Here is a 14,691-nt window from a genome sequence, read left to right on the forward strand (position 1 = left end):
AATTAACGAGCTAACATCAGCTCAAGACGTGATCCTACGCGCTCTGCAATATCTGCAAGCTCGCCAACCCATTCAATGATTTTATATAAAAACATCACATCAATTGGATTTAACTCACCTTCTACATCACGTAGCTGGCGGCGTACTTTTATCTGCATTTCGTCCGTGTCTTGTTCTATGGCATCCAATTCAACTAACATTTTTTCTACTAAGGTGACTTCTCGACCTTTAAAACCCGTTTCTAGCAATTCTTCTAATTCGTTAATTGCTTTAGATGCTTGTTTAGTCGCATCTACACAACGGGTTAAGTAAGCTAAGAAATCAGCTTGCATAACTTTAGGAATGGTCATTTCACGACCAATCACTCGTCCTGCAATATCTTTTGCTTTATTGGCAATTTTATCTTGTTGAGTTACTAATTCGAGAAGATCTGTACGCTCTACCGGCATGAATAAACCACGTGGCAATTGTAAGCGTATATCTCTTTTCATATCATCAGCTTCACGTTCTAAATTGCGAATAGTGATGCGAAGCTCTTCAGCTTGTACCCACTCTTCTTTAAATACGTGATTAAAAAAAGGTATCAAAGCTTTACTTGCTTGATGAACCTTCTTGATGTGTTCTTCCATTGGTTTGATAGGAGATTTTGCAAATACTCCTAAAAACGCGTTTGTAGGCATAACTGACCCTTTAATCAAATTGATATGCTTTGCAGCATGAATTTTACAGTATTAACCAAGATTGTGAACGCTTTTTATTACTTCACTAAGGCTTGCAATGCACAAAGCGGCACTAAGCCGCTTTAATAAAAAAGAAAAATAGGTAAAAAATTATAGCGATTTTTCTATATCTTCTTGAGATGTATGACGAATATCTTTGCCATTTACAAAATAAATAATGTATTCCGCAATATTTTGACAGCGATCACCTATGCGCTCTAATGAACGAACAGACCAAACTAAGTCCATAATTTTAGGGATTGAGCGTGGATCTTCCATCATATAAGTCATTATTTGACGTGTGATAGCTTCATATTCACGGTCAACTTTTGCATCTTCTTTATGTACTTGAAATGCGCGCTGCACATCCATACGTGCAAATGCGTCTAGTACATCATGTAACATCTTTAGAACTTGGCGGCCCATATTCTCAATATTTACTAACAAGTCTTGTTGATCTTTAGTAAATGAGTCTAGTGCAACTTTAGCAATTCGCTCAGCTTCATCGCCAATACGTTCTAAATCTGCAATAGTTTTTGCAATTGCAATCACTAAACGTAAGTCACTTGCTGCAGGCTGACGACGAGCAATGATACGCGTACATTCTTCATCAATGCTGACTTCCATTGCATTTACTTTGTAATCGTTCTGACGTACCTTTTGAGCAAGCTCAGCATCGTTACGACTCACCGCATCAAGCGCGCTATTTAATTGCTGCTCAACTAAGCCACCCATACTCAATACATGGTTACGTACATTTTCTAGTTCTTGGTTAAAGCGCCCAGAAATATGCTTATTAATATTATGTTCCATAGTTACCTTCTCTCTTAATCTTGTACAACACGCTATAACGGGCTAATTAACCGTAACGACCGGTAATGTAATCTTCAGTCTTTTTCTTCGTTGGTGTAGTAAATAAGGTATTTGTGTCTGAGTATTCAATCAATTCGCCCATATACATAAAGGCTGTTTGATCAGATACACGCGCTGCTTGTTGCATGTTGTGTGTAACAATAACAACGGTAAATTTGTTTTTTAAATCGTTTATTAGCTCTTCGATTACCAAAGTAGAAATAGGGTCGAGTGCTGATGTTGGTTCATCAAGTAAAAGTACCTCAGGCTCAATTGCAATTGAGCGAGCTATAACTAAACGTTGTTGCTGACCACCCGATAAGCCAAACGCGCTATCGTGCAATCTATCTTTTACTTCATCCCACAAAGCAGCACCACGAAGTGATTGCTCTACTACTTCATCTAATTTACGTTTCTCTTTAATGCCTTGTAAGCGCAGGCCATAAACTACATTTTCATAAATTGATTTAGGAAATGGATTAGGGCGCTGAAACACCATGCCTACATTACGACGAAGTGCTGCTACATCTACGCTCTTATCGTAAATATTTTGACCATGGAGTAATATTTCACCTTCAATACGGCAAATATCAACCAAATCATTCATGCGATTAATACAACGCAGTAATGTTGATTTACCACACCCAGACGGCCCGATAAACGCAGTTACTTGGCCTTTAGGAATGTTCATATTAACTTTATTAAGCGCCTGCTTATCACCGTAGTAAAGATCGAGGTCTTTAATCTCTAGCGCTTTTTGATCATCCGTTAAATTTTCTAGGTCTAACTTTTGACCAATATTAGCTTGGTTTACTTGTGGAGCGACTGTAATCATTTTTGTTACCTATAAAATCTTTACTAATTAGTGTTCAAGCGATCTGAATTTTTCACGTAAATGGTTACGTATACCAATGGCCGTTATGTTTAGGGTAATAATCACCGACACCAATAAAAAGGCAGTGGCGTATACCAGCGGACGTGCCGCTTCAACATTAGGGCTTTGGAAGCCAACATCGTATATATGAAAGCCTAAGTGCATGAACTTTCTATCTAAGTGAAAATACGGGAAGTTACCATCAAGTGGTAATGTAGGGGCCATTTTTACAACGCCTACTAACATTAATGGTGCAACTTCACCTGCAGCACGCGCAACTGCCAGTATTAAACCAGTCATAATTGCAGGGCTTGCCATTGGAATAATTATGCGCCATAACGTTTCAACCTTTGTTGCGCCAAGCGCTAGTGAACCGTCACGTACGGTACTTGGAATACGAGATAAGCCTTCCTCAGTCGATACAATAACAACTGGCAAAGTTAATATAGCAAGCGTTAACGCCGACCACATTACACCTGGCGTACCAAATACTGGCGTTGGTGCCGCTTCAGGGTAAAATAATTGGTCTAAGCTACCACCTAACATGTATACAAAAAAGCCGAGGCCAAACACACCGTACACAATTGAAGGCACACCGGCCAAGTTAATCACCGCAATACGAATCATCTTAGTGACTGCATTTTTAGCGGCATACTCGTGTAAGTAAATTGCAGCAACAACACCAAACGGCGTCACTATTACAGCCATCAGCATAACCATAAACACAGTACCAAATATAGCAGGGAAAACACCGCCCTCTGTATTTGCTTCACGTGGGTCATCAGATACAAACTTACCTAGCTGCACAAAGTAGTGCCCTAGCTTTGCAAAAAAGCCCATATCATTTGGAAACCAAACATCAAGTACTTGATACATTGGAATCGTAACTACTTCACCGCGCATATCTTTTACAGTTACGTGGTCACGTTTAGCTTGTTTACGTAGTGCAAATAAATCTTTTTCAAGTACACCATACTGCGCACGTAATTCAGCACGCTCTTGAGCAAGCTCAGCAACACGTTCATCAGTGAGTGCGTTATCTAGTAAGTAGCCCTTTTCTTTTAAACGAAGACGCTCAAGCTCATAGTTAATATGCCCAATGTCACCATTTTGTAAATCAAGTGCTTCGTCGTTTAAATCCACGGCACGCTCTACAAGTTCATGTAGAGCTTCAATTTTATCGCCTTCGACTGGTTTACCATCTTTAATTACACTTTCAACATAACCATAAAAATTACCGTTTTTACTACGCTCAAATACAGCAAGCGTTGCAGGCGTTGTTTTATTTTTAATGTCGGTTTCTAATATCCAACGAAAGTCTAAATCTACATACTCACGATTACCTGTTTTAATAAGTAAGCGCTCTATTTCTTCTTTTTCAAATCCGCTAACGTCAATACCTGTCGCGGCTAAACGCGTTTTTGGTACTAATTCACGGTCATAAACTTCGCCAATAACGGTTTGTTTTGAAATTGACCCTTCAAGTTCAAACTGCACAACTTCTGAAGGCCAGAAAAAACTTAATCCTTTCCAGGCTATCATTGCTAATAAGCCTAGAACTGAAATTAAACTGATGCTCACTGCACCACCGGTCATCCAAATCCAAGGAGAACCAGACTTAAACCACTGCTTTACCATGTCATGTCTCTCCGCTTACATTGAGCTATATTTTTCACGCAGTTGCTGGCGAACAAACTCAGCGACTGTGTTAAAAATGAATGTGAATATGAATAGTACAAAGGCCGCTAAGAACAATATTCTGTAATGCGAACTACCTACTTCTGACTCAGGCATTTCAACTGCAATATTTGCTGCAAGCGTACGCATACCTTGGAAGATGCTCCAATCCATAATAGGTGTATTACCCGTTGCCATAAGTACAATCATGGTTTCGCCAACGGCGCGGCCAAGTCCCATCATTACCGCAGAGAAAATACCAGGGCTTGCTGTTAGTAATACAACACGTATTAGTGTTTGCCACTGCGTTGCACCTAATGCTAATGAGCCATTTGATAAATGCTTTGGAACACTAAATACGGCGTCTTCTGCAATTGAGAATATAGTTGGAATAACTGCAAACCCCATCGCAATACCTACAACCAGCGAGTTACGTTGATCGAATGTCATACCTAGCTCATTTGTTAAGTACTGACGTACATTGCCGTCAAACATCCAAAGCTCAACAAATTCACTCATCGCAAACGAAAACCAGCCAATAAGTAAAACGACCGGAATAAGGATAATTGAATGAGATCCTTCAGGAATTCGATGACGGATTTTGGTTGGTAATTTAGTCCAAGCTAAACCTGTCGCTAACATACCTAAAGGTAATAATATGAGTAACCCAACAATTGCAGGTAAGTGCTCTTCTATCAAAGGAGCTAACCAAAGACCGGCTAAAAAACCTAAAATAACGGTTGGTAATGCTTCCATTATTTCAACAGTAGGCTTAACTACCTTACGTAATTTACTCGACATAAAGTATGCCGTGTAAATTGCCGCCGAAAGCGCAATAGGCACTGCAAATAACATCGCATAAAGGGCTGCTTTTAATGTACCAAACGAAATTGGCACTAATGAAAACTTAGATTCAAAGTCATCACTGGCTGATGTTGACTGCCATATATAACCTGGCTCGGGGTAACCTTCGTACCACACTTCTTGCCAAAGCGCTGACCAAGTGACTTCTGGATGCTCGTTATGTATTTCTAATACTGTTAGTTTGTTATCCGCCAAAATTAATGCAGCATTTGAACGCGGTGAAATTGCAAAGTTTTGTATTGCGCCTTCACTTACTTTACCTTGCCATAATTTTGCTTCGCTTGTTGTGTAGTACACCCCAAGCTCACCGTTACTGCTGGTCGTAAAAAAAGTACGACGGTAGAACTCTGTAAATACATTTAATTTACTTTGCTTAGTCGTTTCAAATGAACGTATTTTTTCATATTCGCGGCCAGTGTCAGTGTTAACTTCAAACCACTGCGAAACTTCGCCGTTATCATTGGCAAGCATTAATGAGTTTGCACCTGCTAGTAATTGTGCAGATACAATATTGGCATTTTCTTCGTTAGCTGAAAGTAGCTGAATTTGCTCTACATCACTTGGGTCACGTGTATCGTATACGTAAACTTGATTAGCAGAACGTACAAAAGTACGGGTTGTATCTGGCGACATTAATAGCTCATCTACACGCCCTTCAACATCTAGCTCTGTGCGCTCAACAACCCACTCAACTTCGCCAGTAAACATATTCTCTTCAGCAACAAAACTGCTAAACAGCACCCGTTTGTCTTCTGTAAGTGCGACAACGGCTGTTCTGTCTTCATAGTGGCTAAATGCAAAGCGTTTAATAGCTGCGCCTTGTTCATCTACTTCCAAAGCCATTTCCCCAAGAGGAAAGTCTAAACGAGGCGTTAATTTACGCTCGTTATTAGGAAAGGTGACCAAAAATTTAGGTGCTACGACCATTACAGTGCCATCTTTTAAACCAAACGCATAATACCCTTGAAAAGGCGCGCTAGTTGCAAAGCTTGTTGCATCACTTGGTAGCTCGGCGTTTAATGTTTTAAGCTTTTTACCAAAGCTGCCATCTTGCACACTGTAAAAATCAACCTGCCCTTGCTGACTGAGTAAATAAGCAACTTCAGTTTGCTCTTCTACACCTAGGCCTGCTATTTGCTGCGAATTAGCGACCTGAAAGCTATCGCGTTTTTCTACTTTTGCTGATTCAAAAATTGGCTGTACTACATAAAGAAGGTAAAAGAATATTAATAGCAGTGCTACCAATACCATTATCCCACCTGCGGTTATACCAAATTTGGCAAACCGATCTTTAAATAGACGGCTTCGATCCGTATTAAAAGTCGGTTTATTCGGATTTGAAGTCATCAAAACACCCTTAAATCTTAACGTTGTATAAATTATATTTCATCAAGATGACAGTAATGTTACAGCAGTAATAATAAGCACGTTAAAACGGTTTTAAATAAAACTAGCGAAGAAAATCGCTAAATAAGTCTCATATAGATGATTTTTAAGTGAACTAAATTATAAAATAATTGGACAAAGCATTTATCGAGGTCAATACTAAAAGAGTACTTACTAAATAAGAATGACTATTAATACCACGTATAGTCAACACAACCACATTCAATTTTATTATTTTAAAATCAACGACTTATAAAAGTGCAACAATACACAATTTAGATTAGACAATACACTTAATGCCTATGCATTTACTTTCTTTGGGCTTAAAAAGAGAATTATTTATGAAGCAGTTGGTTATAACTATTTTAGGGCAAGATCGCCCTGGTTTAGTAGAGAGTATCTCATCCGTCGTGTTACAAAATCATGGCAACTGGCTAAGCAGTAACTTAAGCCATTTATTAGGTCATTTTGCAGGTATTATTCAACTTGAAGTTGCTGAGGAACACTTTCAATCATTACAAAGCGCTTTAAATAAGTTACCTAAGTTAGACGTTCGAATTGAAACCGGAAACACAGAAATTGAACCATCAACATTAGAACAAATCAATCTGGTTATAACAGGTAACGATCGCCCAGGTATTGTTCAAGAGTTGGCGAGTGTAATACGCCACAAAGGCGCTAACATTACTCATTTAAATTCAAGGCAGCAAAGTGCGCCTAATTGGGGGGTGCCTATTTTTAGCGCTGTTGCTACCGTTACTTTACCCAATGGTATGAATAAAGATGAAGTCATTGAAGCATTGGAATCAATAACAAGTGATTTAATTGTAGATACAGAAGAAGTTTGATCTCCCTAGGTGCGTGCCACACTGTTGACACGCATATTATTTTAGCCAGTTTATCAAAGCCCTCTGCGGGTTATTTAACGCAGACATAAAATAAGCCGATGCAAGCATCGGCTATTTTGAATAGTTATCTTATAAAGCTACATATCCATATGACGATTCGTACTTTGCATCATTTGCTTTATACCTTGCTTTTCCAGCTCTAGTATTTGTTGCAGCTTTTCTTGGCCACTTTGAGTTTCAGCGCGCTCAAGTAAGTATTCGTATAATTCAATTACCTTTTGATGCTGCTCTGATAAATAAGCTTGAATAACTTTCTCATCAAATTGCTGGTCTTTACTAATGTCTTCGAAAGTAATTAGCTCAGGATTTTTAGCAAAGTATTCATAACAGTACGTATCGAGCGTATTTATTTCGGTTATCGCTTTAAACCCGACTAAATCTTCAGCGAGTTTTTTTTCGTAATTTAGGTAGTAGTCCACCAGCATTGCATTATGTTCATCGAGTAAATCCTTTACGCTATGAAAATTAGCCGCCATTTGCGTATGAAACAAAACGGTCCAATCGTATACCTCTTTAATTGTTTTAACTTGCATGTGCATTCCTTACTTAGTTGACTGTTTAGGTACTACACTGCGTAAAGCGTGCCAATTAAAAAACCATTTAAAAACAGAAGGTTAATTTTAAAATGGATATTAGTTAGCAATTTAATAGAATAACTTACAAATTATAGGTAATTTTTATAGAGCAATGCGTGGGTAGTAACCGCACTGCTCTATCGTCTTGTTGCTTTATATTATTTAAGTCCTTGTTTGCGCCACAGTAGGTAAACCGCAGGAATAACAAGTAAGGTGAGTACAATTGCACTGCCCATACCGCCAACCATAGGTGCAGCTATTCGACTCATTACTTCGCTTCCGGTGCCTGTGCCATACAGCACAGGTAGCAAGCCAATAATAATTGTCGCGACAGTCATCATAACCGGGCGTACTCGAAGCCCTGCACCTTCAATAATAGCTTGCTGTAATTGCACTAAACTAAGTGGCTTATCTGCCTGCTCTGCTTCGATGCATTTTTCTTGATAGGCCTGGTTTAAATACACCAACATAATGACCCCAATTTCTACCGCTACCCCAGCTAAGGCAATAAAACCTACACCCACTGCAACTGAAAAGTTAAAGCCCTCTAAATACATTAGCCATACGCCACCAATCATTGCCAGTGGCAACGTAGCCATAATAATAGTGACCTCAGCAAAGCTTCTAAAATTAAGATAAAGCAACACAATAATAATCGCTAATGTAAGTGGTAATACATAAGTCAGTTTGTCTTTAGCGCGCTGCATGTATTCATACTGCCCAGCCCACGTAATTGAGTAGCCAGCAGGTAGTATTAGGTCTTTATCGAGCACTTGCTGAGCGTGCTCAACGTAAGTACCAATATCAACGCCATCTATATCAATAAAACTCCAACCGTTTAAACGTGCATTTTCGCTTTTTATACCAGGCGGTCCATCTTCAATAAATACATCGGCTACATCACCAAGTGCTATACGCTGCCCTGTAGGCGTTACAATGGGTAACAACATTAGCTCTTCTGGCGAGTCTCTGTATGCTTGCGGGTAACGCAAATTAACTGGGTAGCGCTCTTGCCCTTCTACGGTTTGAGTTACGTTTGTACCACCAATTGCAGTAGATACAACTTGCTGTATGTCGCTAATATTTAAGCTATAACGCGCCGCTTTTTCTCGATTTATATCTACTTTTATATAACGTCCACCGGCTACTCGCTCTGAGTAAACCGATGCAGTGCCTTGCACATCTTTTAATAACACTTCTATTTGTTGACCAATTTTTTGAATTTCACTCAACTTTGGTCCCGCAACTTTAATACCCACAGGGGTTTTAATACCGGTCGCGAGCATATCAATACGTGTTTTAATTGGCATTACCCACGCGTTCGTCAACCCCGGAAACTTAACCAAACCGTCGAGTTCTTTTTTAAGTTTTTCAAGAGTCATACCCTCGCGCCATTCGTTTTTTGGTTTTAACTGAATAAACGTCTCTATCATTGTAAGCGGCGCAGGATCTGTTGCTGTTTCTGCTCGCCCAACTTTACCAAATACTGTTTTAACCTCGGGCACTGTGGCAATTAACTTGTCGGTTTGCTGTAGTATTTCGCGCGCTTTACCTACCGATAAACTAGGATACGTTGTGGGCATATACATTAAATCGCCCTCATCAAGTGGCGGAATAAATTCACTGCCTATTTTGTTTACCGGGTAAAAGCCAATAACAGAAACAACCACCGCGAGTACCAATGTCATTTTTGGAAATTTAAGCACCCAGTTAAGTAGTGGGCGATACGCTGCGACGAGTAATCGGTTAACTGGATTTTTTTGCTCCGAAATAACTTTACCTCTAATAAAGTAACCCATTAATACCGGCACTAAGGTAATCGCAAGCCCAGCAGACGCTGCCATAGCATAGGTTTTAGTGTAAGCCAGTGGCGCAAACATACGTCCTTCTTGCGCTTCTAAAATAAATACCGGCATAAAGCTGACGGTAATAATTAATAAACTAAAAAATAATGCAGGACCCACTTCACTCGCCGATTTAGCCACAACTTCCCAGCGGTTTTCGTTGGTAAGGGGCGTTTTTTCCATATGTTTGTGCATATTTTCAATCATGACGATAGCGCCGTCGGTCATTGCACCTATCGCTATTGCAATTCCTCCTAAAGACATAATGTTGGCGTTAATCCCCTGCCAATACATAATTATAAATGCCGTTAAAATGCCAAGCGGTAACGTAATAATTGCCACCAATGATGAGCGCACATGAAACAAAAACACCACACACACTAAAGCAACTACAATCAGCTCTTCAATTAGCTTACTTGTTAGATTATCTACCGCGTTATTTATTAAGTTGGAGCGATCGTACACAGGGATTATTTCAACGCCCTCTGGTAATCCCTTTTTAAGCGATTCTAATTTTGCTTTTACCAGCTCAATAGTTTTTTGTGCATTTTCGCCATAGCGCATAATAACAATGCCGCCGGTTACTTCGCCTTCGCCATTAAGCTCTGCAATACCACGGCGCATTTGCGGCCCGACTCTAATATCGGCTACATCACGCAATTGCAGCGCAGTACCATTAGCGTTTACGCCAAGCGGAATAACTTCCAAATCGGCAACACTTTTAATGTAGCCGGTGCTTGTTACCATGTATTCAGCTTCAGCCATTTCAACTACCGAGGCGCCCATCTCTTGGTTGCCTTGTTGAATAGCGGTTTGAATGAGGCTAAGCGGAATACCATATGCGCGTAATTTATCGGGCTCTACATTGACTTGGTATTGCTTAACCATGCCACCAACAGCAGCCACTTCAGAGACTCCGGGCACAGTTTGTAGCTCAAACTTTAAAAACCAATCTTGTAAGCTTCGTAGCTGACTAATATCGTGTTTATTTGTTTTATCAACCAGTGCGTATAAGTAAATCCAACCTACGCCTGTTGCATCAGGGCCAAGCTCTGGCGTAGCGCTATCGGGCAATCGGTTTGCTGCTTGGCTTAGGTATTCTTGTACTCGGCTACGCGCCCAATACAAATCAGTTTTTTCATCAAAAATAACGTAAACGTACGAGTCACCAAAAAACGAAAAACCTCTTACGGTTTGCGCTCCCGGCACAGAAAGCATTGCTGTGGTGAGAGGAAATGTAACTTGGTCTTGCACTACTTGCGGCGCTTGCCCCGGATAAGTAGTTTTTATAATGACCTGAACATCAGATAAGTCAGGCAAGGCATCCACGGGCGTATTTTTTAGTGCAAACAACCCTCCACCTAGTAAAATTAATGTAAGCAACAACACAAAAAAGCGATTGCCAACAGACCAGCGAATAATGGCAGTTATCATAATGGCTCCTAGTGAGAACTGTGTTGCATAGGTTGCATGGTAGAATGATCAATCAGCTCTGCGTTTTGCGCTTTAGTAATTACAAATTCATCATTAATAATGCTAAAAGTAAAATTAATATACTGGGCATTTTCAAACTTGGTAATATCAATATCTGGCGCTAATACAAAGTCCATTGTGGCGGGTTCTCGATTCCATTTTTCAATGGCTTCTCGACTAATATTTATAATGCGATTTTGTGTATCTATGGCATTAATAGTGCCGTTAACCGTGGCGCTTTGTGGCTGTATATCCATGTTCATATTTGAGTCTGAACCAGAATCCGAACTCATACCTGAGCTAATGCTAGAACTAGGCATTTCCATTCGTTTAAAGTCGGAGCTCTTACTTGACTCAGAATCTATTAAAAATTGCGCTGAGGTCACTACCGTGTCACCTGTCATTACACCTGACAAAATGACCGCTTCATTACTATTAATTTGCCCAACTTCGACTTCTACCGATTTAAAACGACCCTCACCTAATGCAATAACTACACGGTTTTGATGCTGCGTGCGAATTACCGCTTCTTTTGGTACTGTAAATTGCGCCTTACTCGCTTTAGCGTGAATGCTCACTTGTGCAAACATATTTGGTTTTAACCGATGATCTGCATTTTCAAACCTGAGTCTTACACGCAGCGTTCGGTTTTTAGCATCAAGCGCGGGGTAAATGTAATCAACCTTACCTTCCCACTTTTGACCTTTTAAGTAATCAAGCGTCATTGTAACGGGCAAGCCCACGCTCACTTGTTCTGATTGGCGCTCGAATACTTCTGCCTCTACCCAAATTTCATCAAGCTGAGCAATACTCATCATTGATGTGCCTGGTTTAACGTAAAAGCCTTCTCGTACTGTTAGCTCATCTACCACACCACTTTGCTTTGCGTAAAAAGTAATATTTTGCATTATCTTTTTATTTTTTTGTAAACGTTCAATAAATCCATCAGACACATTTAACGACTCTAAACGTGCCTTTGCTGCGCGAATTAACACGGTATTATTACGATTAACCGCCAATAAAAACTCTTCCTGTGCATTCACCAATTGTGGTGAATACAAAGTATATAAAGGCTCACCGGCTTTAACTTGTGCTCCTTGCGCTTTAACGTACAAGCTTTCAATCCAGCCCTCTACACGCGGATGAATGTGAATAAGTTGGTCTTGGTTATATTGCACATACCCCACAGTATTTATATCGCTGTGAAGTGTTTTAAGCTCTACTTTGGCAGTTCTTACACCCAAGTTATTGATGACTGCAGGCGAAATAGTTACTGCACCTGGTCCATCCTGAGCGTTGCTATCGTTTTCATATACAGGGACTAAATCCATTCCCATTGGCGACAGCCCTGCCGCGTCACGCCTGTAATTACTATCCATAGGGGCTACCCAATACAAGGGCTGTTTTTCAGCACTTTGCTGTTCATTCATTTCCGAGCTGCTAGGTAAAAACTGCATCACTAAGGCGCCAATTAATGCAAATGCGCCCGCACCGACTAAGGCGGCAACAAGTAACTTTAAATTAGTATTCATTATGTAATTCTCCAGTTTGCTCGCTCATTACTTGGGGGTCTAAGCTACTTGCATAATAATTAAGGCGAGCGGTAATAATATGCTGCTCTACTTGAATATTAAGCGCGTCTATTTTGGCGTTAAGTTCACCAATGCGCGCGCGCATCACGTCAGAAAAATCCCCATCGTCGCGCGTATAAGCATTAAGTGTTGCTTGAGATTGCTCTGACATTTGCGGTAATAACGTATTTTGATAAAGCGCATCGCGTTTTTGCAAACGAGCGAGTTGGCTAAACTCCTTAAAGTACATGCCTTTGAGTTTTTGAAGCGCCACCAGCTTTTGTGTTTTAGTAGCTTCTGCACTAGCAATAGCCGATTTAACCTGTTGATCTTGTCTGTTATCAGTAAACAATGGCAAATCAATGCTAAATCCTACTGAAAGTAAATCAGCTCGCGACTCCCCCATCGGCGTATCATCTCGGTAACCATAACCCACATTAACGCCCATTTGAGGTTTGTAACTTTGCTTGGCGAGTGCAACTTCGGTTTGCTTTGCGGTGACGGTTTTGTCTATCGCAATAATTGCGGGATGCGCCATAAGCAACTGTATTAATTTATCAAATTCAAGGTTTGCAAAATCAACCAGCCCTGTGGTTTTAGTAAATTCGGCATTTAAAGGCTGCATAAGCATATTCATAGGTAACCACTGTGCTAAACGGTTTTTAGCACTTTCAAATTGCTGCTCAAGCATAACCAGCTTATCTTCAAGGCGAGTGAGTTCTAATTGCGCACGAATAATATCTTGCTGGCGTGTTTTACCTAAGGTACTTGCGTAGCTTGCTTCGGTAATTTCAATAAGCTGAGTAAATAATCCTTTATCTTGCTCAATTAAAGCGATACTTCGCTGAGCACGATACGCGTTTAACCACGACTCAATCACAATTGCTTTTACTTGTGCTAAGCGATCGGCGCGCTGCCAAGGATATTGTTGAGCAGACTGAGCTAATGCCTTTTGTTTAAGTGCTAAACTATTCCCTCGGCTAAACTTTTGGCTCAAATCGACTTTAAGCTGCGTCATCCCTTCTTGATCAAATGCATAACCGTTAGTAGGCAAGTTAAGTAAGCCAACCGTTAAAACAGGATCGGGTAAGGTGCCTGCGGCAATACTTTGCGCTATTGTGGCATCTTCTTGGTAGCCACTCGCTTTTAGCCATGGCTCATGCGTTAGTGCATAATTAAGCGCTTGCGTTAAGCTAAGCGTTTGCTCATTGCGGGCTTGCTTTAGCGTATCGATATTTAGGTTATTTGAATTGTTTTGCGCATTAACAACTGTGCTAAATAACACAACACTACATAATACGGCTTTAATACTTACAGCGTGGTTCATCACTTGCTCCATCTAAAAATAAAAGAAATTCTTAAATTAGGAAGCAAAAAAGGTGTTTAGGAGTTTTACAAAAACCTTTTATATCAATTTCATTGAATTAATGATCTATTATTGCGGTAGGAAAATTGCTCTATAACAAGGAAAAAATTACGCAGTATAGTTGCTTTATATAAGTAATTTTTAACGCAGTTAGAGAGGTATTTAGTTCCTAGAATGAGCATGTTTTCAATAAAATTGATATTACACCTATCCTGCTATTAAGCAGACATAGGAGGGCGGTAGAGTGAACGAGGTATATTAATTTGTGTAGTAAATACACTTATATTTACTTTTTCAGATTCAAGTAAAGTAACGCTAAATAAAGTATCAACATTAAGCATTGAATTAGCAGCGCAGCCACTGATAGGGCATTTGCAATCATTTTGTGGCGTACTTTCGTCGTCGCAACAATCCATCTGCATCATATTTTCAGACATGCTAGCAACAGCTGTTGCATCACTACTGTGTGTCATTGGCATTTGGGCATGCATTGCTGTTTTCGTTGGCAAATGTGGCATTTCGCATACCATAGCTACAGACGCAACTGCCTGACCCACAAAAGTGAGCAGTAAAGTTATCATG

11 protein-coding genes are annotated in these 14,691 nt (G+C 40.1%); 1 reads left to right on the top strand and 10 read right to left on the bottom strand.

All coding sequences use genetic code 11. The features are described from left to right. Nucleotides 1-2 precede the first annotated feature (2 nt). From H5088_RS04050 to H5088_RS04070, 5 genes are all read right to left on the bottom strand, one after another. Complete coding sequence (locus H5088_RS04050) at nucleotides 3-680, bottom strand: TIGR00153 family protein (protein WP_002957838.1); 678 nt, start codon at nucleotides 678-680, stop codon at nucleotides 3-5. Between the two features lie 150 nt (nucleotides 681-830). Beyond that, nucleotides 831-1,532, bottom strand: coding sequence for a phosphate signaling complex protein PhoU (phoU, locus tag H5088_RS04055; RefSeq protein WP_007586465.1), 702 nt, complete (start codon nucleotides 1,530-1,532; stop codon nucleotides 831-833). A 46-nt stretch (nucleotides 1,533-1,578) separates the two neighbouring features. Continuing rightward, on the bottom strand, nucleotides 1,579-2,406 hold the full coding sequence (gene pstB / locus H5088_RS04060) for a phosphate ABC transporter ATP-binding protein PstB (RefSeq protein ID WP_002957840.1): 828 nt from the start codon (nucleotides 2,404-2,406) through the stop codon (nucleotides 1,579-1,581). A 27-nt stretch (nucleotides 2,407-2,433) separates the two neighbouring features. Beyond that, entirely contained in the window at nucleotides 2,434-4,083 is a 1,650-nt protein-coding gene (pstA, locus tag H5088_RS04065) for a phosphate ABC transporter permease PstA (RefSeq protein ID WP_002957841.1), read from the bottom strand. A gap of 15 nt (nucleotides 4,084-4,098) precedes the next feature. Further along, the gene (locus H5088_RS04070; RefSeq protein ID WP_182752243.1) at nucleotides 4,099-6,333 is read right to left on the bottom strand and encodes an ABC transporter permease subunit; all 2,235 of its coding nucleotides are present in this window, start codon (nucleotides 6,331-6,333) and stop codon (nucleotides 4,099-4,101) included. A 380-nt stretch (nucleotides 6,334-6,713) separates the two neighbouring features. Between H5088_RS04070 and H5088_RS04075 the strand changes: the two genes are divergently transcribed. Further along, nucleotides 6,714-7,220, top strand: a complete 507-nt coding sequence (locus H5088_RS04075; RefSeq protein ID WP_002957843.1) for a glycine cleavage system protein R — start codon at nucleotides 6,714-6,716, stop codon at nucleotides 7,218-7,220. Nucleotides 7,221-7,357: 137 nt separating this feature from the next. Here H5088_RS04075 and H5088_RS04080 read toward each other — a convergent pair whose 3' ends face one another. From H5088_RS04080 to H5088_RS04100, 5 genes are all read right to left on the bottom strand, one after another. Further along, entirely contained in the window at nucleotides 7,358-7,813 is a 456-nt protein-coding gene (locus tag H5088_RS04080) for a hypothetical protein (RefSeq protein ID WP_002957844.1), read from the bottom strand. Nucleotides 7,814-8,013: 200 nt separating this feature from the next. Further along, nucleotides 8,014-11,133, bottom strand: a complete 3,120-nt coding sequence (locus H5088_RS04085) for an efflux RND transporter permease subunit (protein ID WP_182752244.1) — start codon at nucleotides 11,131-11,133, stop codon at nucleotides 8,014-8,016. 8 nt (nucleotides 11,134-11,141) lie between these two features. Then, on the bottom strand, nucleotides 11,142-12,704 hold the full coding sequence (locus H5088_RS04090) for an efflux RND transporter periplasmic adaptor subunit (protein ID WP_182752245.1): 1,563 nt from the start codon (nucleotides 12,702-12,704) through the stop codon (nucleotides 11,142-11,144). After that, the gene (locus H5088_RS04095; RefSeq protein ID WP_182752246.1) at nucleotides 12,694-14,070 is read right to left on the bottom strand and encodes a TolC family protein; all 1,377 of its coding nucleotides are present in this window, start codon (nucleotides 14,068-14,070) and stop codon (nucleotides 12,694-12,696) included. Before H5088_RS04095 ends, H5088_RS04090 begins: the two co-directional genes overlap by 11 nt. Nucleotides 14,071-14,327: 257 nt before the next feature. After that, nucleotides 14,328-14,690 carry a hypothetical protein gene (locus H5088_RS04100; protein WP_259395075.1) on the bottom strand — a complete coding sequence of 121 codons (363 nt, stop codon included), beginning with the start codon at nucleotides 14,688-14,690 and terminating at the stop codon, nucleotides 14,328-14,330. Between the last annotated feature and the right edge of the window lies 1 nt (nucleotide 14,691).

It is taken from the genome of Pseudoalteromonas sp. SR43-3 (assembly GCF_014163875.1).
GTDB lineage: Bacteria > Pseudomonadota > Gammaproteobacteria > Enterobacterales > Alteromonadaceae > Pseudoalteromonas > Pseudoalteromonas distincta.

Excerpts from the sequence above, each read along its gene's own strand:
- H5088_RS04050 (WP_002957838.1), bottom strand. The coding sequence starts at position 680 with ATGCCTACAAACGCGTTTTTAGGAGTATTTGCAAAATCTCCTATCAAA.
- phoU (WP_007586465.1), bottom strand. The coding sequence starts at position 1,532 with ATGGAACATAATATTAATAAGCATATTTCTGGGCGCTTTAACCAAGAA.
- pstB (WP_002957840.1), bottom strand. The coding sequence starts at position 2,406 with ATGATTACAGTCGCTCCACAAGTAAACCAAGCTAATATTGGTCAAAAG.
- pstA (WP_002957841.1), bottom strand. The coding sequence starts at position 4,083 with ATGGTAAAGCAGTGGTTTAAGTCTGGTTCTCCTTGGATTTGGATGACC.
- H5088_RS04070 (WP_182752243.1), bottom strand. The coding sequence starts at position 6,333 with ATGACTTCAAATCCGAATAAACCGACTTTTAATACGGATCGAAGCCGT.
- H5088_RS04075 (WP_002957843.1), top strand. The coding sequence starts at position 6,714 with ATGAAGCAGTTGGTTATAACTATTTTAGGGCAAGATCGCCCTGGTTTA.
- H5088_RS04080 (WP_002957844.1), bottom strand. The coding sequence starts at position 7,813 with ATGCAAGTTAAAACAATTAAAGAGGTATACGATTGGACCGTTTTGTTT.
- H5088_RS04085 (WP_182752244.1), bottom strand. The coding sequence starts at position 11,133 with ATGATAACTGCCATTATTCGCTGGTCTGTTGGCAATCGCTTTTTTGTG.
- H5088_RS04090 (WP_182752245.1), bottom strand. The coding sequence starts at position 12,704 with ATGAATACTAATTTAAAGTTACTTGTTGCCGCCTTAGTCGGTGCGGGC.
- H5088_RS04095 (WP_182752246.1), bottom strand. The coding sequence starts at position 14,070 with ATGAACCACGCTGTAAGTATTAAAGCCGTATTATGTAGTGTTGTGTTA.
- H5088_RS04100 (WP_259395075.1), bottom strand. The coding sequence starts at position 14,690 with ATGATAACTTTACTGCTCACTTTTGTGGGTCAGGCAGTTGCGTCTGTA.